The following is a 22750-nucleotide window of genomic DNA, read 5'->3' as shown; positions in this document are numbered from 1 at the left end:
CGTCATGCCGCTGGCGGACAAATGGTAACTGACGGCGGGAAAGCTGCGCAGCCCTAAGGGTACGGTGCGCGGCAGCCGGAATGTGTTACCGGCGCGGCCGGCCGGTTTACCGGCCATTACGGCCAGCTTGCGGGAAAACGGGCGGGCGAATCGGCGTACGGCACCGGCCGCGCGTGACGCGGCCGGCGATCAGGCGGGATCGTGCGGACAGCGGCGGGAGTGCTGCGGCGTCAGTGGCAGCGCACGGGCACCGGGACGGGTTCGGCGGCGGCAGCCCGCCATGTCGACGGCTCCGTCGCGGCCGGCTGGCTCGTGCGGCGGGCGGCATTTTTCGCGTTGCGCTGCCGGCGATGATCGAACCATGCGAACCCGAGCGCCGCGAGCGAGCCGCCAGGCACGACCAGCATCGTCACGTACAGCGCGATCTTCCAGCCGCGGTGCGGGCCGGAGAACACATGATGAGCGGTATCGGTCAGGTTGCGGCACAGCGCGCCGGCGGCATTTTTCAGGAACAGCATCGCGAACATCCTCGGGTGCCCGGCAGCGCGGGCCAATCGGTCAGAACATAGTCTCCGGCAGTGCAACATGCACGTCGTAACTGGTTGACTCAAATAATATTGACTAAGCAATCATTTTTCAAGATACTGGGCGCGTTTTAACCCGAAACGCACTATTGCTGCGCGCGCAATCGTATGACCGGCGGCCTCTACGATCCCGAGAACATCGCGCTGGAAACGAGCCTCGGCTATTACCTGTCGAAGGCGAAGCAGGCGCTCGTCGAGCGGATGGATCGCGCGCTCGAGCCGTTCGACCTCACCGCGCAGCAGATCGGCGTGATCCTGCTGCTGTCGCGCGGCTACGCGCGCACGCCGTTCGAACTGTCGCGCAAGATGTCGTACGACAGCGGCTCGATGACGCGCATGCTCGACCGGCTCGAACGCAAGGGGCTGATCGCACGGGCGCGCAGCGAGCAGGACCGCCGGATGATCGAGCTGACGCTGACCGAACGCGGCATCGAAGCCGCCCGCGCGCTGCCGTCGCTGGTCGCGACCGTGCTCAACGCGCAGCTCGAAGGCTTCTCGGCCGACGAACTCGCGACGCTCACCGGCCTGCTGCAACGCTTCATCGCCAACGGGCCCGGTTCGACCGGCTGCCCGAAGCCCGACGAACCCGACTGCTGACGCGCGCGGAGCCCCATGTCTAGGTTAAACACTCGCTTATTTCTCTGTCTGGGCAGAAGATGACAAGGCACCCGCTCCGCTTTTCCCCTTTTTCCTTCCACCCGGCCGGGCCGCGCTGCGTCGCGCGCCCGTGCGTTGTGCCGGCGCGTCGCGCGCGCCGCGTCTAGGAGATTCCGATGTCCGCCACCACGGCATCCGCCCCCTCCCCTGCTGCCGAACCGGCGCCGCTGACCGGCGGCGCACTCGCGCTGCTGACCGTCGGGCTCGCGCTCGGCACCTTCATGGAAGTGCTCGACACGTCGATCGCGAACGTCGCGGTGCCGACCATCTCGGGCAGCCTCGGCGTCGCGACGAGCGAGGGCACGTGGGTGATCTCGTCGTATTCGGTCGCGTCCGCGATCGCGGTGCCGCTGACCGGCTGGCTCGCGCGCCGGGTCGGCGAGGTGCGCCTGTTCACGCTGTCGGTGCTCGCGTTCACGATCGCGTCGGCGCTGTGCGGCTTCGCGACCAACTTCGAGACGCTGATCGCGTTCCGGCTGCTGCAGGGCCTCGTGTCCGGGCCGATGGTGCCGCTGTCGCAGACGATCCTGATGCGCAGCTACCCACCGGCGAAACGCGGGCTCGCGCTCGGGCTATGGGCGATGACGGTGATCGTCGCGCCGATCTTCGGCCCGTTGCTGGGCGGCTGGATCAGCGACAACTACACGTGGCCGTGGATCTTCTACATCAACCTGCCGATCGGTGTGTTCTCGGCGACCTGCGCGTATTTCCTGCTGCGCGGCCGCGAGACGAAGACGTCGAAGCAGCGGATCGACGCGATCGGCCTCGCGCTGCTCGTGATCGGCGTGTCGTGCCTGCAGATGATGCTCGACCTCGGCAAGGACCGCGACTGGTTCAACTCGACCTTCATCGTCGCGCTCGCGCTGATCGCGGTCGTGTCGCTCGCGTTCATGCTCGTGTGGGAGGCGACCGAGAAGGAGCCGGTGGTCGACCTGTCGCTCTTCAAGGACCGCAACTTCGCGCTCGGCGCGCTGATCATCTCGTTCGGCTTCATGGCGTTCTTCGGTTCGGTCGTGATCTTCCCGCTATGGCTGCAGACGGTGATGGGCTACACGGCCGGCAAGGCCGGCCTCGCGACCGCGCCGGTCGGGCTGCTCGCGCTGGTGCTGTCGCCGCTGATCGGCCGCAACATGCACCGGCTCGACCTGCGGATGGTCGCGAGCTTCGCGTTCATCGTGTTCGCGGGCGTGTCGCTGTGGAACGCGACGTTTACGCTCGACGTGCCGTTCAACCACGTGATCCTGCCGCGGCTCGTGCAGGGCATCGGCGTCGCGTGCTTCTTCGTGCCGATGACGACGATCACGCTGTCGAGCATCTCCGACGAGCGGCTCGCGAGCGCATCGGGGCTGTCGAACTTCCTGCGCACGCTGTCCGGCGCGATCGGCACCGCGGCCAGCTCGACGTTCTGGGAGAACGACGCGATCTACCATCATGCGCGGCTGTCGGAATCGGTGAGCATCTACGCGCAGAACACGACCGACTACCAGGGCGCGCTCGCGCAGCTCGGCATCGTCGGGCAGACGGCCAATGCGCAACTCAACCAGCTCGTCACGCAGCAAGGCTTCATGATGGCGACCAACGACTTCTTCCATCTGTCGGCGGGCGTGTTCGTCGCACTCGCGGCGCTCGTGTGGATCACGAAGCCGAAGAAGGGCGCGGGGCCCGCGATGGGGCATTGAGGGGGCGCGAGCAGCCCTGTATGCAGCCGACGACAGGTCTTGCGGGCATTCTCTATATGAACTAAGCTAGAACACTGACTGAACTTAGTTTATTTGAGGGATGCCATGCAGACCTACAACATGCATGACGCGAAGACGAACCTGTCGCGTCTGATCGACGAGGCAGTTCACGCGGGTGAACCGTTCGTGATCGCGAAGGCCGGCAAGCCGCTCGTCAAGGTTGTGCCGATCGATGCGCCCGAGGCGACGCGGCCGGCGCGGATCGGTTTCATGAAGGGTCAAATCGTGGTGCCGGCCGACTTCGATACGATGGGTGACGATGCCATCCGGAAGCTGTTCGAGGGCGACGCGTGAAACTGCTGCTCGACACGCACCTGATTCTTTGGGCGGCCGCGGACGCGACCGAATTGCCCGATCGAGCCCGTACGCTCATCGAGGATCCCGCCTATACCCTGTTGTTCAGCGTCGCGAGTCTCTGGGAGATCGTGATCAAGCGTGGGCTCGATCGCAATGATTTTCAGGTCGATCCGCACGTGCTGCGTCGCAATCTGCTCGACGCCGGCTACGTCGAATTGCCGATCACGAGCGCACATGTCCTCGCAGTCGAGCAACTGCCGCTGGTGCATCGCGATCCGTTCGATCGGCTGCTGATTGCCCAGGCGATTGCAGAAGGCGTTACGTTTCTCACGCACGACCATACGGTTGCCCGGTATCCGGGCCCGATTCGGCACGTCTGATCACGCTGAGCGGGGGCGCAACCGTCACTCCCTCGCCCGCAATCCCCCGAACGCCAGATCGTCGGCCGGCGCGAGCGGCAGCGTCGCCCGCGCGACGTCGAGCCACGCGCGCGCCGCATGCGACAGGTAGCCCTTCTTCAGCCAGCCGAGCGCGATCGCCCACGTGATTTCCGGCTCGACGATCGGCCGGCACGTGAACTGGCTCGCGTCGAGCCGCCGGCAATACGGCTCGGGCAGCAGCGCGATGCCGACGCCCGCATGCACGAGCGCGGCCATGAAATCCCAGTGGCCGCTGCGGCTCACGATCGACGGCGTGAAGCCGGCCTGCCGGCACGCATCGAGCACCGCGTCGTGCAGCGCGAGGCTTTCCGCATAGAACACGAACGATTCGCGCGCGAGATCCGCGAGCGGCACGGCCGCGTGCTCCTCCCAGCGCGACTCGCGCGGCGCGACGAGCCACAGCGGCGCGCGCACCATCGGCAGCCGCTCGAACGTGCCGGGATCGACCGGCTCCAGCAGGCCGCCGAGTTCCAGCTCGCCCGACATCAGCGCGGCCTCGATCATCCGCGCGCCCTGCTCGAACAGCTTCAGCTCGATGTTCGGGTAGCGCTGCTTGTACGCGGCGATGATCGGCGTGAACAGCGAACCGCCGAGCGGCGGGATGCCGATCGTCAGCTCGCCGCGCCCGAGCGTGCCGAGATCGTTCAGCTCCGACTGCAGCTGCGCCTGCGCGGCGAGCACGTCCTGGCCGCGCTGGAACACGATCCGCCCGGCGTCGGTCAGCACCATCTGCCGGCCGTCGCGCAGCAGCAGCGGCGAACCGATCTCGTCCTCCAGCGCCTTCACCATCTTGCTGATGGTCGGCTGCGTGACGAACAGCCTGTCGGCCGCCGCGGTGAAGCTCTGCTGGCGAACTACCTCGACGAAGTACCGCAACGCGCGCAATTCCATCGATCACTCCCCAAATTGGTGCGGCTGAATGCAAGCGAATTCCGAATTGGAATGACAAGGATAGAGACAAGTCATTTTATTTATGGTTAGGGGAAACCCTATACTTGCTCCATTGACAGAAACATCTGTATGGAGCCAGCCATGAACAAGCCGACCGCCACTGCCGCCGCCCGCCCCGTCGCTTCGGGCAGCCTCGCGCACACGGGCCGGATCGTGCTGCAGGCCACCGCGCTCGGCGTGCTGTGGATGGCGGTCGACTGGGCCGTGCGCACGGTCGGGCTGCCGATTCCGTCCGGCGTGATCGGCCTCGCGGTGCTCCTCGTGCTGCTGTTCTCGGGCCGCGTCGCCCCGGCATGGGTGAAGGACGGCGCGAACTGGCTCTTGTCCGACATGCTGCTGTTCTTCGTGCCGGCCGCCGTCGCGGCCGTGCAGTACGGCGGGCTGTTCCGCGAGGACGGCTGGCGCATCGCGCTGGTGATGCTCGCCGGCACCGCGTTCGTGATGGTCGCGGTGGCCGTCGCGGTCGATCTGGCCGCGAAACTCGAACGCCGGCTCGCCGCGCAGCGCGTGTTCGCCGAGCGCCGCCGCGCGCGCCTGAGCGCCGTCGCTCACTGAGCGGGAGCCTGCCATGCTCGCCGCGCTATCGAACCTGCCCGCCGACCGGGTGAATACCGCGATCTCCGTCGGCTGCTTCGTGCTGACGATCGTGCTGTATTTCGCGTCGAAGCGGCTCTACGCGTACAAGAAGACGCTGCTGTTCTCGCCGCTCGTGTTCGTGCCGGGCGTGCTGGTGCTGCTCGTGCTGCTGACCGGCATCCCGTATTCGGTCTATTTCCGCGACACGCGCTGGCTGATGTGGCTGCTCGGCCCGGCGACGATCGCGTTCGCGGTGCCGATCTACGACTATCGTGACCTGATCCGCCGCCACTGGCTGTCGTTGTCGGTCGGCGTCGCGGTCGGGATCGCCGCGGGCGTATGCGGGTCGCTGCTGCTCGCGAAGCTGCTGCACCTGTCGCCCGAGCTGCAGCGCTCGCTGATGACGCGCTCGGTGTCGACGCCGTTCGCGCTCGCCGTGTCGGACAAGATCCACGCGCCGAAGGATCTCACCGCCCTGTTCGTGATCGCGACCGGCATCTGCGGGATGCTGCTCGGCGAGCTCGTGCTGGCGCTCGTGCCGATGCGCACGCGGCTCGCGCGCGGCGCGCTGTTCGGCGCGGCCGCCCATGGCGTGGGCACCGCGAAGGCGCGCGAGATCGGCAACGAGGAAGGCGTCGTGTCGAGCCTGACGATGATGATCGCGGGCGTCGCGATGGTGCTGATCGCGCCGTTGCTCACGCTGCTGCCGATCTGACAGAAGTGCGGGCGGGCGCCGCTGGCCGCCCTGCCGCGCTTTCCGCCTGACGGCCCGGTTCCCGCCAGCCGCCCCCCGCCTGAGCGTTTCCTCCTCTGCATTCCTGCGCGACATCGCGCCGGCACCCGGCCGACCATCGGCTGAGATAGCCGCAATTCCCCCCTCTTTTCCGCCCATCGGCCTCGGCCCGGATGCCGAACAATGCATGCTACGAGACATCACGCACGCATTCACATGGCCACGACTGCAACTCCGACCGCCGACAAGCCGGCTTCGTCCGGCAAGTTCAAGCGCATCGCGCTCATCGCCGTCATCGCGCTGGGCGCGGCTGCCGCCGCCGCCGGCGGCATGTACGTGTTCCTGAACAAGGCAGGCGTCGGCCATCCGAGCGCGCCCGCCGAGCCGGCGCCGCTTGCCGCGCCGGTGTTCTTCCCGCTCGACCCGCTGACCGTGAACCTGCAGTCCGACGACGGCGCGCAGCACTACCTGCGCGTCGGCCTGTCGCTGAAGCTCACCGATCCGAAGGCGCAGGAGCAACTGACCGCGCGGATGCCGGAAATCCGCAGCCGGATCCTGCTCGCGCTGTCGAACAAGCATCCCGAGGAGCTCGCGACGCCGGAGGGCAAGCGTTCGCTCGCGACGGAGCTGCGGGAGCTGATCGAACAGCCGACGCAGCCGGGCAACCAGCGCGCGAAGGTCGACGACGTCCTGTTCACCGAGTTCGTCGTCCAGTAACGCGGCCGCGAAAGGAGCGCGTATGGGTCACCAGGAGTTCATGTCCCAGGAGGAGGTCGATGCCCTCCTCAAGGGCGTCACGGGCGAAACCGATGCAGTCGACGAGCAGCGCGACACATCGGGCGTCCGCCCCTACAACATCGCGACGCAGGAGCGGATCGTCCGCGGCCGGATGCCCGGCCTCGAGATCATCAACGACCGCTTCGCGCGCCTGTTGCGGATCGGCATCTTCAACTTCATGCGGCGCACGGCGGAAATTTCCGTCAGCCAGGTGAAGGTGCAGAAGTACAGCGAATTCACCCGCAACCTGCCGATCCCGACCAACCTGAATCTGGTGCACGTGAAGCCGCTGCGCGGCACGTCGCTGTTCGTGTTCGACCCGAACCTCGTGTTCTTCGTCGTCGACAACCTGTTCGGCGGCGACGGGCGCTTTCACACGCGCGTCGAGGGCCGCGACTTCACGGCCACCGAGCAGCGGATCATCGGCAAGCTGCTGAACCTGGTGTTCGAGCACTACACGACCGCGTGGAAGAGCGTGCGGCCGCTGCAGTTCGAATTCGTGCGCTCGGAGATGCACACGCAGTTCGCGAACGTCGCGACGCCGAACGAGATCGTGATCGTCACGCAGTTCTCGATCGAGTTCGGGCCGACCGGCGGCACGCTGCACATCTGCATGCCGTACTCGATGATCGAACCGATCCGCGACGTGCTCAGCTCGCCGATCCAGGGCGAGGCGCTCGAAGTCGACCGCCGCTGGGTGCGCGTGCTGTCGCAGCAGGTGCAGGCCGCGGAAGTCGAGCTGACCGCGAATCTCGCCGAGATCTCGTCGACGTTCGAGAAGATCCTGAACCTGCGCGCGGGCGACGTGCTGCCGCTGGAGATCGAGGACACGATCACCGCGAAGGTCGACGGCGTGCCGGTGATGGAATGCGGCTACGGAATTTTCAATGGTCAATATGCGTTGCGCGTGCAGAAGATGATCGGCGCGAGCGATTCGATGAAGGAAGGTGGATATGAGTGAGCTGAACCAGACGCCCGACGACGACATCCAGGCGATGGCCGATGCGGCCCTCGCGGCGTCGGCCGCCGACGCGAAGGCGCCGGCCGCGGCCGAGGAAGATCCGGGCATGGACGACTGGGCGGCCGCGCTCGCCGAGCAGAACGAGCAACCGGTGCAGGCGGGCGCGACGGGCGCCGGCGTGTTCCAGCCGCTGTCGAAGGCCGCGGCGAGCTCGACGCACAACGACATCGAGATGATCCTCGACATCCCGGTCAAGATGACCGTGGAGCTCGGCCGCACGAAGATCGCGATCCGCAACCTGCTGCAGCTCGCGCAGGGGTCGGTCGTCGAGCTCGACGGCATGGCCGGCGAGCCGATGGACGTGCTCGTGAACGGCTGCCTGATCGCGCAGGGCGAAGTCGTGGTGGTCAACGACAAGTTCGGTATTCGCCTCACCGACATCATCACGCCGGCCGAACGCATCCGGAAGCTGAATCGATGAACGTCGTGATGTCCGGCCGGCGCGCGTGCCGCGCGATTGCGGCGGCGGCACTCGCCACTGTCGCGTCGCTCGCATGCGCGCCGGCCGGCGCCGCCGACATGAACGCGGTGAACCACCCCGGTTCGATCGCGTCGAGCGTGACGGTCGGTTCGGCCGCGCCGTCGCTCGGCATCGGCGCGGTGCTGCAGACGCTCGTCGGGCTCGCGGTCGTGATCGGCCTCGTGTTCGCGTGCGCATGGCTCGCCCGCCGCTTCGGCTTCCAGCCCGCGCGGCGCGGCGGCCCGCTGAAGGTCGTGTCGAGCGTGGGGCTCGGCGCGAAGGAAAGCGCGACGATCGTCGAGATCGGCGATACCTGGCTCGTGCTCGGCGTCGCGCCGGGCAACGTGCGATTGCTGCATACGCTGCCGGCCGGTTCGGTGGCGGCCACCGCGACGGCGACTGCGGGCTCGGCCCCGGCCGACGCGTCCGTCGGCGGCACTTCGTCCGACGCCAGCCTGCCCGGCACGTTCGGCTCGCGGTTTCGCGACGCGCTCGCGGGCGAAGCCGCGAAACGCCTCGGGCGCGGCAAGGACCGCTGACATGGCGCCGCGCCCTCTTCCAGTCTCCGCATTCCGATGAAACACGCATTCCTGCGTCACGCGGCGCGCGTCGCGCCCGTGTTGATCCTCTGTCTCGCCCCGGCGCTCGCGTATGCGCAGGCGAACGGCCTGCCCGCGTTCAACGCGAGCCCGGGCCCGCACGGCGGCACCACCTATTCGCTGAGCGTGCAGACGATGCTGCTGCTCACGATGCTGTCGTTCCTGCCGGCGATGCTGCTGATGATGACGAGCTTCACGCGCATCATCATCGTGCTGTCGCTGCTGCGCCAGGCGCTCGGCACCGCGACGACGCCGCCGAACCAGGTGCTCGTCGGCCTCGCGATGTTCCTCACCTTCTTCGTGATGTCGCCGGTGCTCGACCGTGCGTACAACGACGGCTACAAGCCGTTCTCCGACGGCTCGATGCCGATGGAGCAGGCCGTGCAGCGCGGCGTCGCGCCGTTCAAGACCTTCATGCTGAAGCAGACCCGCGAGACCGATCTCGCGCTGTTCGCGAAGATCTCGAAGGCCGCGCCGATGCAGGGCCCGGAAGACGTGCCGCTGTCGCTGCTGGTGCCCGCGTTCGTCACGAGCGAGCTGAAGACCGGCTTCCAGATCGGCTTCACGGTGTTCATCCCGTTCCTGATCATCGACATGGTCGTCGCGAGCGTGCTGATGTCGATGGGGATGATGATGGTGTCGCCGTCCACCGTGTCGCTGCCGTTCAAGCTGATGCTGTTCGTGCTGGTCGACGGCTGGCAGCTGCTGATCGGCTCGCTCGCGCAGAGCTTCAGTTAAGCGGAGGAACACGCGCGATGACGCCCGAACAAGTGATGACGCTGGCGCACCAGGCGATGATGGTCGGCCTGCTGCTCGCGGCCCCGCTGCTGCTGGTCGCGCTCGCGGTCGGCCTCGTCGTGAGCCTGTTCCAGGCCGCGACGCAGATCAACGAAGCGACGCTGTCGTTCATCCCGAAGCTGCTCGCGGTCGCTGCGACGCTCGTGATCGCCGGCCCGTGGATGCTGACGACGATGCTCGACTACCTGCGGCAGACGCTGCTGCACGTCGCGACGCTCGGCGCCGGCTGAGCCGCGCTCGGCCCCCTTCTCCCGTATGTTCTCGGTCACCTACGCGCAGCTCAACGGCTGGCTCACGGCGTTCCTGTGGCCGTTCGTGCGGATGCTCGCGCTGGTCGCGACGGCGCCCATGGTCGGCCACGCGGCCGTGCCGGTGCGCGTGAAGATCGGCGTCGCCGCGTTCATGGCGCTCGTCGTCGCGCCGACGCTCGGCGCGATGCCGGACGTCACCGTATTCTCCGCGCAGGGCATCTGGATCCTCGTCAATCAATTCCTGATCGGCGTCGCGATGGGTTTCACGATGCAGCTCGTGTTCGCGGCCGTCGAAGCGGCCGGCGATTTCATCGGGCTGTCGATGGGGCTCGGCTTCGCGACCTTCTTCGATCCGCATTCGAGCGGCGCGACGCCCGCGATGGGCCGGTTCCTGAACGCGGTCGCGATGCTCGCGTTCCTCGCGGTGGACGGCCACCTGCAAATGTTCGCGGCGCTCGCCGCGTCGTTCCAGTCGCTGCCGGTGTCGGCCGACCTGCTGCACGCGCCGGGCTGGCGCACGCTCGCCGCGTTCGGCGCGACCGTGTTCGAGATGGGGCTGCTGCTGTCGCTGCCGGTGGTCGTGGCGCTGCTGATCGCGAACCTCGCGCTCGGCATCCTGAACCGCGCGGCGCCGCAGATCGGCATGTACCAGATCGGCTTTCCCGTAACGCTGATCGTCGGGCTGTTGCTCGTGCAACTGATGATCCCGAACCTCGTGCCGTTCGTGTCGCATCTGTTCGACATGGGGCTCGATGCGATGGGGCGGGTGTTGATCGGCTGGCGCTAGACGCGCGGCCGGCCGCTTTCGACTCGCTTCGGCGCCTGTCGCCCCGTTCCGCCCTCCGTTGCTGGAAAACCCCTAAACGAACCGCTACCCCGCGAAAGGTTGCAGAAGGTTTCGCCTCCCTATACTCGTGATGACGATGCAGCACGCATCGCGCCATACGAATACAACGAAGGAGACGACCCCGATGCGACCTATCCTGCGCACCCTCGCCGTGGCAGCCAGCCTGAGCTGCGCGCTCGCCGCTCACCCCGCTTTCGCCGACGACGGCGGCAAGATCACGATCATGGTCGGCGGGATCGCGAAGCTGATCTACCTGCCCGCGCGGCTCACGCAGGAGCTCGGCAACTTCAAGGCCGAAGGGCTCGACGTCGAGCTGCTGTCGCAGCCGGCCGGCGTCGACGCCGAGAACGAGCTGCTCGCGGGCGCCGTGCAGGGCGTCGTCGGCTTCTACGACCACACGGTCGACCTGCAGAGCAAGGGCAAGGACGTGAAGGCGATCGCCGTGCTCTGCCAGGTGCCGGGCGAAGTCGAGATGGTGTCGACCAAGGCCGCGCCGACCTTCAAGTCGATGGCCGACGCGAAGGGCAAGACGCTCGGCGTGACGGGCCTCGGCTCGTCGACGAGCTTCCTCACCCAATACCTCGCGCTGCAGCACGGCGTGCCGTCGACGCAGTACACGATGCTGCCGGTCGGCGCCGACGCGAGCTTCATCGCCGCGATCAAGCAGGGCCGCATCGACGCCGGGATGACGACCGAGCCGACGGTGTCCGCGCTCGAGAAGATGGGCGACGCGAAGGTGCTGGTCGACCTGCGCACGCTGGAAGGCACGCGCGCCGCGCTCGGCGGCACCTACCCGGCCGCGAGCCTGTACGTGCAGTCGGCGTGGGCCGATGCGCACAAGGCGGAAGCGACCAAGCTCGCGCACGCATTCGCCAAGACGATGCAGTTCATCCACACGCACAGCGCCGAGGAAATCGCCGCGAAGATGCCGGCCGACTACCAGAAGGACAAGGCGCTGTACGTGGCCGCGCTGAAGGCGTCGCTGCCGATGTATACGGCCGACGCGAAGATGCCGGCCGACGGCCCGGCGATCGTGCTGAAGGTGCTGTCGGCGTTCAACCCGTCGGTGAAGGGCAAGCACATCGACCTGGCGCGCACCTACACGAACGATTTCGTGAACGCGAAGTAATCGGGCTCGGCAGTCGCGCCGGCGGCGGCGATCCCGCCGCCGTGCGTTCCCCGTTCCGGCCCGGTTGACCGGCCCGGCGCCGCCCCGCTGCGGCGCCTTCCTCACCCGCAGGATCAATGCGATGAACCAGGCAGTTTCCCCGAGCACACCGGCGATCGAGTTTCGCAATGTGTCGTGCCGCTTCATTTCGCCGGAAGGCAAGGCCACCGTCGCGCTGCGCGACTTCAGCATGAGCGTCGCGCGCGGCGAGTTCATCGCGATCGTCGGCCCGACCGGCTGCGGCAAGTCGACCACGCTGAACCTGATCACCGGGCTGCTCAAGCCCGCATCGGGCGAAGTCCGCGTGATGGGCCGCCCGGTCGACGGGATCGACCCGCGCATCGGCTTCGTGTTCCAGGCGGACGCCGTGTTCCCGTGGCGCAACGTGATCGACAACGTCGCGGCCGGCCCGCTGTTCCGCGGCCGCTCGAAGGACGTCGCGTACGCGCAGGCCGAGGAATGGATCCGCAAGGTCGGCCTCGACAAGTTCACCAAACACTACCCGCACCAGCTCTCCGGCGGGATGAGAAAGCGCGTCGCGCTCGCGCAGACCTTCATCAACCAGCCGGAAATCCTGCTGATGGACGAGCCGTTTTCCGCGCTCGACATGCAGACCCGCACGCTGATGCAGGACGAGCTGCTGCAGCTGTGGTCCGCGAACAAGGGCTCGGTCGTGTTCGTCACGCACGATCTCGAAGAGGCGATCGCGCTTGCCGACCGCGTGTTCGTGCTGACCGCCCGCCCCGCGACGCTCAAGCGCGTCGTCGAGATCGACCTGCCGCGCCCGCGCGTCATGTCGGAAGTGCGCTACGACGCGCGCTTCATCGAAATTTCCAGGGACATCTGGCACGACCTGCGCGAAGAAGTGCAGATCGGCTGACGCATACGCCGCACGGCAGGCTACGGCACGCCATCGCAAGAAACAGCAAGGACAGGAGCATGACCGACATGACGCTTCCCCCCACCGCCCTTCCGGCGACGACGCTCGAGGACGAGTCGCGCGCCGCTCAAACCCGGCTGCGCCGCCGCCGGCAACTGATCATCGGCCTGCGGATCGCCGTGCTCGTCGTCGTGCTCGGCGGCTGGGAACTCGCCGCACGGCTGAAGTGGATCGACCCGTTCTTCTTCTCGATGCCGTCGCTGATCTTCGCGCAGATCCAGGACTGGTTCGTGAACGGCACGTCGCAAGGCCCGCTGCTCACGCAGGTGTGGGTCACGCTCGAGGAAACCACGATCGGCTTCCTGATCGGCTCGGTCGCCGGCGTGATCTGCGGGATCGTGCTCGGCCGCAACAAGCTGATGGCCGACGTGTTCGGCCTGTACATCCAGATCGCGAACTCGATCCCGCGCGTCGTGCTCGGCTCGGTGTTCGTGATCGCGCTCGGCCTCGGGATGGCATCGAAGATCGCGCTGGCCGTCGTGATGGTGTTCTTCGTCGTGTTCGGCAACGCGTTCCAGGGCGTGCGCGAAGCGGATCGTTACCTGATCGCGAACGCGCAGATCCTCGGTGCGTCGCGCCGGCAGATCACCACGTCGGTCGTGATCCCGTCCGCGCTCTCGTGGATTCTCGCGAGCCTGCACGTGAGCTTCGGCTTCGCGCTGGTCGGGGCGGTGGTCGGCGAATTCCTGGGTTCCAAGCAAGGGATCGGGCTGTTAATCTCCACCGCCCAGGGCGCGTTCAACGCGAGCGGCGTGTTCGCGGCGATGATCGTGCTGGCCGTGGTCGCGCTGGCCGCCGACTACCTGCTGACGCGGATCGAGAAGCGGCTGCTGAAGTGGCGCCCCGCGGCGTTCTGAACGCCGTCGATCGGCGCCTGACATGACACCCCCGACCGCGCCGGCGCCCCCGGCGCGGTTCGGCATTTCGGAGAAGGAGCGCGAGAGGATGGCGCACAGCCTGCGCGGGCGGCTCTTGTGGTGGCTGCTGCTGCCGCTCGCGGTGTTCGTGCTGATCGCCGGCGCGATGTCGTACGACACCGCGCGGACCACGGCCGCGCTCGTGCAGGACAGCGCGCTCGTCGCATCCGCGCGCACGATCGGCGAAGACGTCGAATGGCGCAACGGTCGGCCCGCGGCCGACGTGCCGCCCGCCGCGCTGGAGATCTTCGAATCGCCGTCGGGCGACTCGGTGTTCTACAAGGTGATCGACGGCCACGACCGCCTGCTCACCGGCAATCCGGCGCTCGACCTGCCCGCGCGGCACGGCACCGAGCCGACGCTGTACGACACGTCGCTTGACGGCGTGCGGCTGCGCGCGGTGGCCTACGACCGCCAGCTATATGACGAGGGGCAGGTCGAGACGGTCACGGTGGTGGTCGCGAAAACGACGCGTTCGTACGGCGCGATGGTCGCGACGATCTGGCGGCCGCAGCTCGTGCGCCTGTCGTTGATGCTGGTGCTCGCGGTGGTGCTCGTCTATCTCGGCCTCACCTTCGAGCTGCGCCCGCTGATGAAGCTCAAGGACGACGTGGCCGACCGCGGGCCGATGGAGCTGGAGCCGATCCGCCCCGAACGGCTCCAGCACGAGCTGCGGCCGATCGTCGACGCGATCAACCAGTGCATCGCGCGCCTGAACATGCATACGGCCACGCAACGCCGCTTCATCGCGGATGCCGCGCATCAGTTGCGCACGCCGATCGCGGTGCTCGATACGCAGATCCAGTACGCGCAGCAGCGCGGCAACGGCGATCACGAACTCGCGTCCGTGCTCGACAGCATGCAGCGCAGCAGCCGCAAGATGGCGGATGTGACCGACAAGCTGCTGCTGCTCGCGCATGCGGAAGCGACGCCGTCGACCTTGCTCACCCACCGCGTCGATCTGGCCGCGGTGGTGTCGAGCGTGCTGGAAGAGACGATCGTGCTCGCGCAGCGGCGCGACATCGACCTCGGCGCCGACCTCGGCGAGCGGCTCGACGTCGCGGGCAGCGACAGCCTGCTCACCGCTCTGGTGATGAACCTCGTCGACAACGCGGTGCGCTACACGCAGCCCGGCGGCTGCGTGACGGTCTGCGCGCGGCGCGACGGCGACACGATCGTGCTCGACGTGGTCGACGACGGCCCCGGCATCCCGGCCGAAGCCCGACCGCACGTCTTCAAGCGGTTCTACCGCGTGTCGGCCGATACCGAGGGGTCGGGCCTCGGGCTCGCGATCGTGCGCGAGATCGCGCTGGCGCACGGCGGCAGCGCATCGCTCGCGCCGGGGCCCGGCAATCGCGGTGTCGTCGTGACCGTGCGCCTGCCCGCTTTCGATTGAAGAGAACGCCGTCATGAAACTTTTGCTGGTCGAAGACAACGCCGAGCTCGCGCACTGGATCGTGAACCTGCTGCGCGGCGAGGATTTCGCGGTCGACTGCGTCGGCGACGGCGAGCGGGCCGACACGGTGCTCAAGACCGAACGCTACGACGCGGTGCTGCTCGACATGCGGCTGCCCGGCATCAGCGGCAAGGAAGTGCTCGCGCGGCTGCGGCGCCGCAACGACAACGTGCCGGTGCTGATGCTGACCGCGCACGGCTCGGTCGACGACAAGGTCGACTGCTTCGGCGCGGGCGCTGACGACTACGTCGTGAAGCCGTTCGAGTCGCGCGAACTGGTGGCGCGCATCCGCGCGCTGATCCGCCGGCAGGCCGGCGTCGGCACGACGCAGCTCGTGTGCGGCGACCTCGTCTATGCGTTCGGCACGCGCGAATTCCGCTGCGGCGACGCCGTGCTCGCGCTGCGGCGCCGCGAGCATGCGATCCTCGAAACCCTGATGCTGCAGCAGAACAAGACGGTATCGAAGGCGCGGCTGATGGACAGCGTGTTCGCGCTCGACGACGAGCCGAGCGCCGACGCGATCGACATCTACATTCACCGGCTGCGCAAGCATCTCGCCGGCAGCACGGCCGAGATCATCACGCTGCGCGGGCTCGGCTACATCCTGCGGATGAAGAGCGCGCACGGTTGACGCGGCGCGCTTCCCGCTTTCCACACATCAATTCGTAGCACGAATCATCATTGAAGCCTGCCGGACGTCCGGCAGGATCGCTTCCGCACGCGTGCCCGATCCACGATCATTGCGCGTTCGGTGTTTTCACCGATCCGATTCTTTCCTCCGGGAAAGCGTCGTGAAGGATTGCACCCTCTACGATGCTACGCGTCGGCCCGCTCGCTGTGGCCGGCAAGCGTCGGCATACATTACGTACTGCCAACGACCGGATTTCAATGCGGCAGTTCGGAGGAGACGATCTTGAAACGAAAAACCCTTGCCCTTTCCATCGCGGCGGCGGGCCTGTGCGCCGGCCACGCGCATGCGCAGTCGAGCGTGCAGCTCTACGGCCTGATGGACCTGAGCTTTCCGACCTACCGGACCCACGCCGATGCGAACGGCAAACACGTGATCGGGATGGGCAACGAAGGCGAACCGTGGTTCAGCGGCAGCCGCTGGGGCCTGCGCGGCGCCGAAGACATCGGCGGCGGCACGAAGATCATCTTCCGCCTCGAAAGCGAATTCGTCGTCGCGAACGGCCAGATGGAAGACGAAGGCCAGATCTTCGACCGCGACGCATGGGTCGGCGTCGAGGACGAGCGCTTCGGCAAGCTGACGGCCGGCTTCCAGAACACGATCGCGCGCGATGCGGCGACGATCTACGGCGACGCGTACGGGTCCGCGAGGCTGTCGACCGAGGAAGGCGGCTGGACCAACTCGAACAACTTCAAGCAGATGATCTTCTACGCGGCCGGCCCGACCGGCACGCGCTACAACAACGGCGTCGCGTGGAAGAAGCTGTTCAGCAACGGCATCTTCGCGAGCGCCGGCTACCAGTTCAGCAACTCGACGTCGTTCGCGACCGGCTCCGCGTACCAGGCCGCGCTCGGCTACAACGGCGGGCCGTTCAACGTGTCGGGCTTCTACAACCACGTGAACCACAACGGCTTCCGGAACCAGACGTTCTCGGTCGGCGGCAACTACACGTTCGACATCGTGCGGCTGAATGCCGGCTACTTCCGCTACAACGGCGACCAGGGCCCGCTCGGCCAGCGTCACGACGATTCGTGGACGGTGTCGATGAAGATCGCGCCGAAGGGCGCGCTCGACTACGAGCTCGGCTACCAGCAGATGCGCATCAAGAACGCCGCGAACAACGCGGACGGCTTCACGCCGAACGCCAACCTCGGCGCGTTCAGCCTGACCAACGGCGTCGCCAACGGCTTCAAGGAGACGATCTACGGGTCGGTGTTCTACCACCTGAGCAAGCGCACCGAGGTGTACCTGGCCGGCGACTACATGAAGCTGCACGGCGGCTACACGGTGTCGTCGACGTTCGGCGCGAAGAACCAGCTCGAACTGACGTCGGGCATCCGCACGCGCTTCTGACCCGAGGCGGTCATCCGGGCAGGGCCCGTCGGGCCCTGCCGCACGCTCCTTCCGGGATTCTCCATGCGGGCACGCCGGCGAACGACGCTGACCGTGCCCTTTTTTTCATCCGTTGTTCGTCCTTTTCGCGGCGTCGCCGAATGTCCGCCGCACGGCCGCCGGCCGGCCCGTGCGACAACCGGCCCGAACCCGCTGGCGGCCCGTCCGGCGGGCGATCGCGGCCGATGCGCGCATGCTCGGCTCACATCGGCGCTTGACCTGCGCCGACCGACTCGCTAGCGTTTCGGGTTTGCCCGGGCGGCCATTGCCGCCGGTGCCGTGAGCGCGCCCGACGTCCTGGCGCGCACGGCCGGGCTCCGATGGAAAAGACGATGCAGAAACTCGATGCGGCCAGCCCGCAGGCGATGTCGACGGATTTCACCGCCGACAACGTCGCGCGCCTGAAGGCGCTGTTCCCCGAACTCGTGACCGAAGGCCCGGACGGCGCGTCGGTCGACGTCGACGTGCTGAAGGCGCTGGTCGGCGAGCGCACGGTCGGCGACGCCGACGAGCGCTACGGCTTCCACTGGCACGGCAAGCGCGCCGCGCGCCAGGCCGCGCTCACGCCGTCGACGGGCACGCTGCGGCCCTGCCCCGACGACAGCGTCGCGTGGGACGACACGCGCCATCTGGTGATCGAGGGCGACAATCTCGACGTGATGAAGCTGCTGCACAAGAGCTACGCCGGCAAGGTGAAGCTCGTCTACATCGACCCGCCGTACAACACCGGCAGCGATTTCGTCTATCCGGACGACTTCAGCGACAGCATCCGCCACTACCTGGCGATGACGGGCCAGACCGAAGCCGGCGTGAAGCGCAGCACCAACACCGAGGCGAACGGCCGGTTCCACACCGACTGGCTGAACATGATGTATCCGCGCCTGAAGCTTGCGCACGCGCTGCTGTCCGACGAAGGGCTGATCGCCGTGCACATCGACGAGCACGAAGTGCATGCGCTGGTGCTGATGCTGCGCGAGATCTTCGGCGAGGAAAACGAGCTCGGCGTGGCCGTGTGGGACAAGCGCAACCCGAAGGGCGACGCGCGCGGCGTCGCGTACCAGCACGAATCGCTGGTGCTGTTCGCGCGCAACGCCGAGACGCTGCTCGAACGGGCGCCGCTCAAGCGCCCGAAGCGCAACGCGCAGCGCATGCTCGACGCCGCGCACGACGCGGTGTACCGCAGCGGCAACCCGAAGGACGCGCAGAAGGCGTACCGCGCGTGGATGAAGGCGCAGACCAACCTGTCCGGCGGCGAGGTGATGTACGACCGGCTGTCGCCGGAGGGTCGCGTGTACCGCCTCGTGTCGATGGCGTGGCCGAACAAGAAGAAGGCGCCGGACGAATATTTCACGCCGCTGATCCACCCGGTCACCGGCAAGCCGTGCGCGATGCCGGCGCGCGGCTGGCGCAACCCGCCCGCGACGATGCAGGCGCTGCTCGAGCGCGGCCAGATCGAATTCGGCCCGGATGAAACCACGCAGCCGCAGCGGATCTACTACCTCGACGAGAACATGTACGAGAACGTGCCGTCGGTGCTGCCGTTCGCGGGCTCCGACGACGCGCTGTTGAAGACGCTCGGCATCCCGTTCGATCTGCCGAAGCCGGTCGACTTCGCGGCGGCCGTGATCGGCTGGTGCACGCGCGGCGACGACATCGTGCTCGACTGCTTCGCCGGCTCCGGTTCGACCGGCCACGCGGTGATGCAGGTGAACGCGACCGACGGCGGCGCGCGCCGCTATATCCTCGTGCAGCTGCCCGAGGCGCTCGACCGCCGCGACAAGACGCAAACCGCGGCCGCCGATTTCTGCGCGAAGCTGAAAAAGCCGCTGACCCTCGCCGAAATCACGAAGGAACGCCTGCGCCGTGCCGCGCAACAGGTCGCGCGCGACTATCCGGAAAGCTATGGCGACCTCGGTTTTCGCGTATACCGGCTCGACACGACCAACGTGATCGAGTGGGACCCGCGCCGCGACGACTTCGACCATGCCCTCTTCGCGTCCGTCGAACACGTGAAGACCGGCCGCACCGAGGACGACCTGCTTGCCGAACTCACCTTGAAGCTCGGTCTCGACCTGTGCACGCCGGTCGAGCATCACCAGGTGGCCGGCAAGACCGTGCACCTGATCGGCCGCGCGATCGTCGCGTGCTTCGATGCACGCATTTCACGCGACGACGCGGGCCCGCTCGCCGACGGCATCGTCGACCTGCTCGATGCGAGCGGCGCGTCGCGCGACGTCACGTGCCTGTTCCGCGACAGCGGCTTCGTCGACGACGTCGCGAAGCTCAATCTCGCCGCGCTGCTCGAACAGCACGGCGTGAAGCGCGTGCGGAGCCTGTGATGCGCCTGCATTTCGAAGCGGATCTCGACTACCAGCGCGAGGCGATCGACGCCGTCTGCGACCTGTTTCGCGGCCAGGAATCGTATCGCGGCGACTTCAGCGTGCTCGCGAACGCCGCGCCCGGCACGACGGCCGCCGCGCAAGGCTCGCTCGGCTTCGCGGTATCGGAGCAGGGCGTCGGCAACCGGCTGTCGCTGACCGACGACGCGCTCGCGCGCAATCTCGCCGACGTGCAGCTGCGCGGCGGGCTGCCGCCATCCGGCCTGCCCGGCTCGCGCGACTTCACCGTCGAGATGGAAACCGGCACCGGCAAGACCTACGTGTACCTGCGCACGATCTTCGAGCTGAACCGCCGCTACGGCTTCACGAAATTCGTGATCGTCGTGCCGTCGATCGCGATCAAGGAAGGCGTGCACAAGACGCTCGCGATCACCGAGGATCACTTCCGCGCGCTGTACGCGGGCGTGCCGTACGACTACTTCCTGTACGACTCCGCGAAGCTCGGCCAGGTGCGTCACTTCGCGGCGAGCGCGGCGATCCAGATCATGGTGATGACGGTCGCCGCGATCAACAAGAAAGAGATCAACAACCTCTACAAGGACAGCGAGAAGACCGGCGGCGAGAAGCCGATCGACCTGATCCGCGCGACGCGGCCGATCGTGATCGTCGACGAGCCGCAAAGCGTCGACGGCGGCCTCGAAGGGCGCGGGCGCGAAGCGCTCGCCGCGATGGCGCCGCTCTGCACGCTGCGCTATTCCGCCACGCACGTCGACCGCCATCACATGGTGTACCGGCTCGACGCGGTCGACGCGTACGAGCGCAAGCTCGTCAAGCAGATCGAGATCGCGTCGGCGATCGTCGAGGATGCGCACAACAAGCCGTACGTGCGGCTCGTCGGCGTGTCGAACCGGCGCGGCGCGATCAGCGCGCGCATCGAGCTCGATGTCGCGACCGCGGCCGGCGTGAAGCGCCAGATCGTGTCGGCCACCGACGGCGACGATCTCGAGCGCCTGACCAAGCGCGCGCTGTACGCGGGGCTGCGGATCGGCGAGATGCATGCGGTCAAGGGCGCCGAATACGTGGAGCTGCGCCATCCGGAAGGCGAGGCGTTCCTGTCGCTCGGCGAGGCGTTCGGCGACATCGACACGCTCGCCGTGCAGCGCGAGATGATCCGCCGCACGATCCGCGAGCATCTCGACAAGGAGCTGCGCCTCGCCGAGCGCGGCGTGAAGGTACTGTCGCTGTTCTTCGTCGATTCGGTCGAACGCTATCGCCGCTACGACGAGAACGGCATGCCGGTGAAGGGCGACTACGCGCTGATCTTCGAAGAGGAATATGCGCGCGCGGCCCGTGTGCCGGCCTACCGTGCGCTGTTCGACGGCGTCGACGTCGCGCTCGAGGTCGAGCGTGCGCACAACGGCTACTTTTCGATCGACCGCAAGGGCGGCTGGACCGACACGAGCGAAAGCAGCGCGGCGGCCCGGGAGAACGCCGAGCGTGCTTACGGCCTCATCATGCGCGAGAAGGAAGCGCTGCTGTCGTTCGACACGCCGCTGAAGTTCATCTTCTCGCACTCGGCGCTGAAGGAAGGCTGGGACAACCCGAACGTGTTCCAGATCTGCACGCTGCGCGACATCCAGACCGAGCGCGAGCGCCGCCAGACGCTCGGCCGCGGGCTGCGCCTCGCGGTCGATCAGGATGGCGAACGCGTGCGCGACCCGGGCGTGAACACGCTCACCGTGATCGCGACCGAGCGCTACGAGTCGTTCGCCGAGAACCTGCAGAAGGAAATCGAGGCCGATACGGGCATCCGTTTCGGGATCGTCGAGGAGCACCAGTTCGCGGCGCTGCCGGTGCAGGAAGACGACGGCCCCGCGCATGCGCTCGGCATCGAGCTGTCGCGCGTGCTGTGGAACCATCTGCACGAGCAGGGCTACGTCGACGCGCAGGGCAAGGTGCTCGACCGGCTGAAGGATGCGCTGCGCCAGAGCGCGCTCGTGCTGCCGGATGCGTTCGAACGGCTGCGTGCGCCGATCGTCGCGACGCTGCGCAAGCTGTCGGGCCGCTTCGCGGTGCGCAACGCCGACGAGCGCCGCGCGATCGCGTTGCGGCGCGATGCATCGGGCAAGGCCGTCGTGTTCGGCGAGGATTTCCGCGCGCTGTGGGATCGCATCCGCCACCGCACCGTGTACCGCGTCGAGTTCGACAACGCGAAGCTGGTGCGCGACTGCACGGCCGCGCTGCGCGACGCGCCGGATATCGCACGGGCGCGGCTGCAGTGGCGCAAGGCCGAGATCGACATCGGCAAGGCCGGCATCGAGGCGATCGAGGTGGCCGGCGCCGGCACCGTGCTGCTCGACGAAGGCGAATTGCCGCTGCCCGACCTGCTCACCGAACTGCAGGACCGCACCCAGCTCACGCGCCGTTCGCTTGCGACGATCCTCGCCGACAGCGGCCGGCTCGACGATTTCCGCGTGAATCCGCAGCAGTTCATCGCGGTCGCGGCCGACGCGATCAACCGCTGCAAGCGGCTCGCGCTCGTCGCCGGCATCGCGTACCGCAAGCTCGGCGAGCGCCACGTGCATGCGCTCGAATCGTTCGAGAGCGAGGCGCTCACCGGCTACTTGCGCAACCTGCGGCCGGACGCACGCAAGTCGATCCACGAAGCGGTCGTGTGCGAGACGGACGCCGAGCGCGCGTTCGCCGATGCGCTCGAAGCGCACGACGGCGTGAAGCTGTACGCGAAGCTGCCGGCGTGGTTCCGCGTGCAGACGCCGCTCGGCAGCTATCACCCCGACTGGGCCGTGCTCGCGGAACAGGACGGCGGCGAGCGGCTGTACTTCGTCGTCGATACGCCGAATGCCGACGGCCACGTGCCGAGCGAGCACGAGCGCGCGAAGCTCGCGTGCGGCGAAGCGCATTTCCGCGCGCTGGTCGATGGCGACGGCGCGGCGCGCTTCGTGCGGGTCACGCAGGCCGATGCGTTGTTCGAACCTGCAGCGCCGACGGCGGGCGCGGGGCGGTGAGACGAAGGGCGGCGACGAGCCGCCCTTTTTTATCGGCGTGGCCGGGCCTTTACCGATCGTGCCGAGTGCCCGCGGCGCCTGTTGCTCCGGCCGG

At 67.6% G+C, this 22750-nt stretch carries 23 protein-coding genes; 21 read left to right on the top strand and 2 right to left on the bottom strand.

The features are described 5' to 3' along the window. Nucleotides 1–230: 230 nt before the first annotated feature. A complete protein-coding gene (locus tag AP428_RS13725) occupies nt 231–518 on the bottom strand; it encodes a multidrug ABC transporter ATPase (protein WP_082409373.1) in 288 nt (95 codons plus the stop codon). A 174-nt stretch (nt 519–692) separates the two neighbouring features. Between AP428_RS13725 and AP428_RS13720 the strand changes: the two genes are divergently transcribed. The 4 genes from AP428_RS13720 (at nt 693) to AP428_RS13705 (ending at nt 3657) form a co-directional block, all read left to right on the top strand. Beyond that, nucleotides 693–1181: a MarR family winged helix-turn-helix transcriptional regulator gene (locus AP428_RS13720; RefSeq protein ID WP_011544460.1), complete on the top strand. Its 489-nt coding sequence runs from the start codon at nt 693–695 to the stop codon at nt 1179–1181. A gap of 176 nt (nt 1182–1357) precedes the next feature. Then, complete coding sequence (locus tag AP428_RS13715) at nt 1358–2920, top strand: DHA2 family efflux MFS transporter permease subunit (RefSeq protein ID WP_011544461.1); 1563 nt, start codon at nt 1358–1360, stop codon at nt 2918–2920. Nucleotides 2921–3025: 105 nt separating this feature from the next. Next, nucleotides 3026–3274, top strand: a complete 249-nt coding sequence (locus AP428_RS13710) for a type II toxin-antitoxin system Phd/YefM family antitoxin (RefSeq protein WP_006477238.1) — start codon at nt 3026–3028, stop codon at nt 3272–3274. After that, complete coding sequence (locus AP428_RS13705) at nt 3271–3657, top strand: type II toxin-antitoxin system VapC family toxin (protein WP_006477237.1); 387 nt, start codon at nt 3271–3273, stop codon at nt 3655–3657. The genes AP428_RS13710 and AP428_RS13705 overlap by 4 nt, the downstream gene beginning before the upstream one ends. 24 nt (nt 3658–3681) lie before the next feature. On the opposite strand, the gene AP428_RS13700 is transcribed toward AP428_RS13705, so the two are convergent. After that, nucleotides 3682–4608 carry a LysR family transcriptional regulator gene (locus tag AP428_RS13700; protein ID WP_054928197.1) on the bottom strand — a complete coding sequence of 309 codons (927 nt, stop codon included), beginning with the start codon at nt 4606–4608 and terminating at the stop codon, nt 3682–3684. Between the two features lie 141 nt (nt 4609–4749). Between AP428_RS13700 and AP428_RS13695 the strand changes: the two genes are divergently transcribed. The 17 genes from AP428_RS13695 (at nt 4750) to AP428_RS13615 (ending at nt 22656) form a co-directional block, all read left to right on the top strand. After that, nucleotides 4750–5223, top strand: a complete 474-nt coding sequence (locus tag AP428_RS13695; protein WP_054928196.1) for a CidA/LrgA family protein — start codon at nt 4750–4752, stop codon at nt 5221–5223. A gap of 13 nt (nt 5224–5236) precedes the next feature. Further along, on the top strand, nt 5237–5959 hold the full coding sequence (locus AP428_RS13690; protein ID WP_011544465.1) for an LrgB family protein: 723 nt from the start codon (nt 5237–5239) through the stop codon (nt 5957–5959). A gap of 234 nt (nt 5960–6193) precedes the next feature. After that, entirely contained in the window at nt 6194–6694 is a 501-nt protein-coding gene (gene fliL, locus AP428_RS13685) for a flagellar basal body-associated protein FliL (RefSeq protein ID WP_023477391.1), read from the top strand. 22 nt (nt 6695–6716) lie between these two features. Beyond that, nucleotides 6717–7715, top strand: coding sequence for a flagellar motor switch protein FliM (gene fliM / locus AP428_RS13680; RefSeq protein ID WP_006477232.1), 999 nt, complete (start codon nt 6717–6719; stop codon nt 7713–7715). Beyond that, nucleotides 7708–8196, top strand: a complete 489-nt coding sequence (fliN, locus tag AP428_RS13675; RefSeq protein ID WP_011544466.1) for a flagellar motor switch protein FliN — start codon at nt 7708–7710, stop codon at nt 8194–8196. Before fliM ends, fliN begins: the two co-directional genes overlap by 8 nt. Beyond that, nucleotides 8193–8774 (top strand): flagellar biosynthetic protein FliO, encoded by a 582-nt coding sequence (fliO, locus tag AP428_RS13670; protein WP_054928195.1) that lies wholly within the window; start codon nt 8193–8195, stop codon nt 8772–8774. The genes fliN and fliO overlap by 4 nt, the downstream gene beginning before the upstream one ends. Before the next feature lie 36 nt (nt 8775–8810). Then, on the top strand, nt 8811–9572 hold the full coding sequence (gene fliP, locus AP428_RS13665) for a flagellar type III secretion system pore protein FliP (RefSeq protein WP_006477229.1): 762 nt from the start codon (nt 8811–8813) through the stop codon (nt 9570–9572). 17 nt (nt 9573–9589) lie between these two features. Continuing rightward, complete coding sequence (fliQ, locus tag AP428_RS13660; RefSeq protein ID WP_006401718.1) at nt 9590–9862, top strand: flagellar biosynthesis protein FliQ; 273 nt, start codon at nt 9590–9592, stop codon at nt 9860–9862. Between the two features lie 25 nt (nt 9863–9887). After that, a complete protein-coding gene (gene fliR / locus AP428_RS13655; RefSeq protein WP_027809606.1) occupies nt 9888–10670 on the top strand; it encodes a flagellar biosynthetic protein FliR in 783 nt (260 codons plus the stop codon). A gap of 184 nt (nt 10671–10854) precedes the next feature. After that, on the top strand, nt 10855–11859 hold the full coding sequence (locus tag AP428_RS13650; RefSeq protein WP_027812877.1) for an ABC transporter substrate-binding protein: 1005 nt from the start codon (nt 10855–10857) through the stop codon (nt 11857–11859). A gap of 121 nt (nt 11860–11980) precedes the next feature. Further along, on the top strand, nt 11981–12778 hold the full coding sequence (locus AP428_RS13645) for an ABC transporter ATP-binding protein (RefSeq protein ID WP_006477226.1): 798 nt from the start codon (nt 11981–11983) through the stop codon (nt 12776–12778). A gap of 59 nt (nt 12779–12837) precedes the next feature. After that, nucleotides 12838–13695, top strand: a complete 858-nt coding sequence (locus tag AP428_RS13640) for an ABC transporter permease (RefSeq protein ID WP_143275922.1) — start codon at nt 12838–12840, stop codon at nt 13693–13695. 88 nt (nt 13696–13783) lie between these two features. Then, nucleotides 13784–15151, top strand: coding sequence for a sensor histidine kinase (locus AP428_RS13635; protein ID WP_054928194.1), 1368 nt, complete (start codon nt 13784–13786; stop codon nt 15149–15151). 13 nt (nt 15152–15164) lie between these two features. Next, nucleotides 15165–15842 (top strand): response regulator, encoded by a 678-nt coding sequence (locus AP428_RS13630; RefSeq protein ID WP_011544471.1) that lies wholly within the window; start codon nt 15165–15167, stop codon nt 15840–15842. Nucleotides 15843–16124: 282 nt separating this feature from the next. Continuing rightward, nucleotides 16125–17252, top strand: coding sequence for a porin (locus tag AP428_RS13625; RefSeq protein ID WP_011694010.1), 1128 nt, complete (start codon nt 16125–16127; stop codon nt 17250–17252). A gap of 359 nt (nt 17253–17611) precedes the next feature. Next, on the top strand, nt 17612–19630 hold the full coding sequence (locus tag AP428_RS13620) for a site-specific DNA-methyltransferase (RefSeq protein WP_011544473.1): 2019 nt from the start codon (nt 17612–17614) through the stop codon (nt 19628–19630). Then, nucleotides 19630–22656, top strand: a complete 3027-nt coding sequence (locus AP428_RS13615; RefSeq protein WP_054928193.1) for a type III restriction-modification system endonuclease — start codon at nt 19630–19632, stop codon at nt 22654–22656. Before AP428_RS13620 ends, AP428_RS13615 begins: the two co-directional genes overlap by 1 nt. Nucleotides 22657–22750: the final 94 nt, after the last annotated feature.

The organism is Burkholderia sp. E168m22 (genome assembly GCF_001319805.1).
Classification (GTDB): Bacteria; Pseudomonadota; Gammaproteobacteria; order Burkholderiales; family Burkholderiaceae; genus Burkholderia; species Burkholderia orbicola.
Note: the sequence above shows the minus strand (reverse complement) of the source record. Positions and strands in the feature narration are given on the sequence as shown.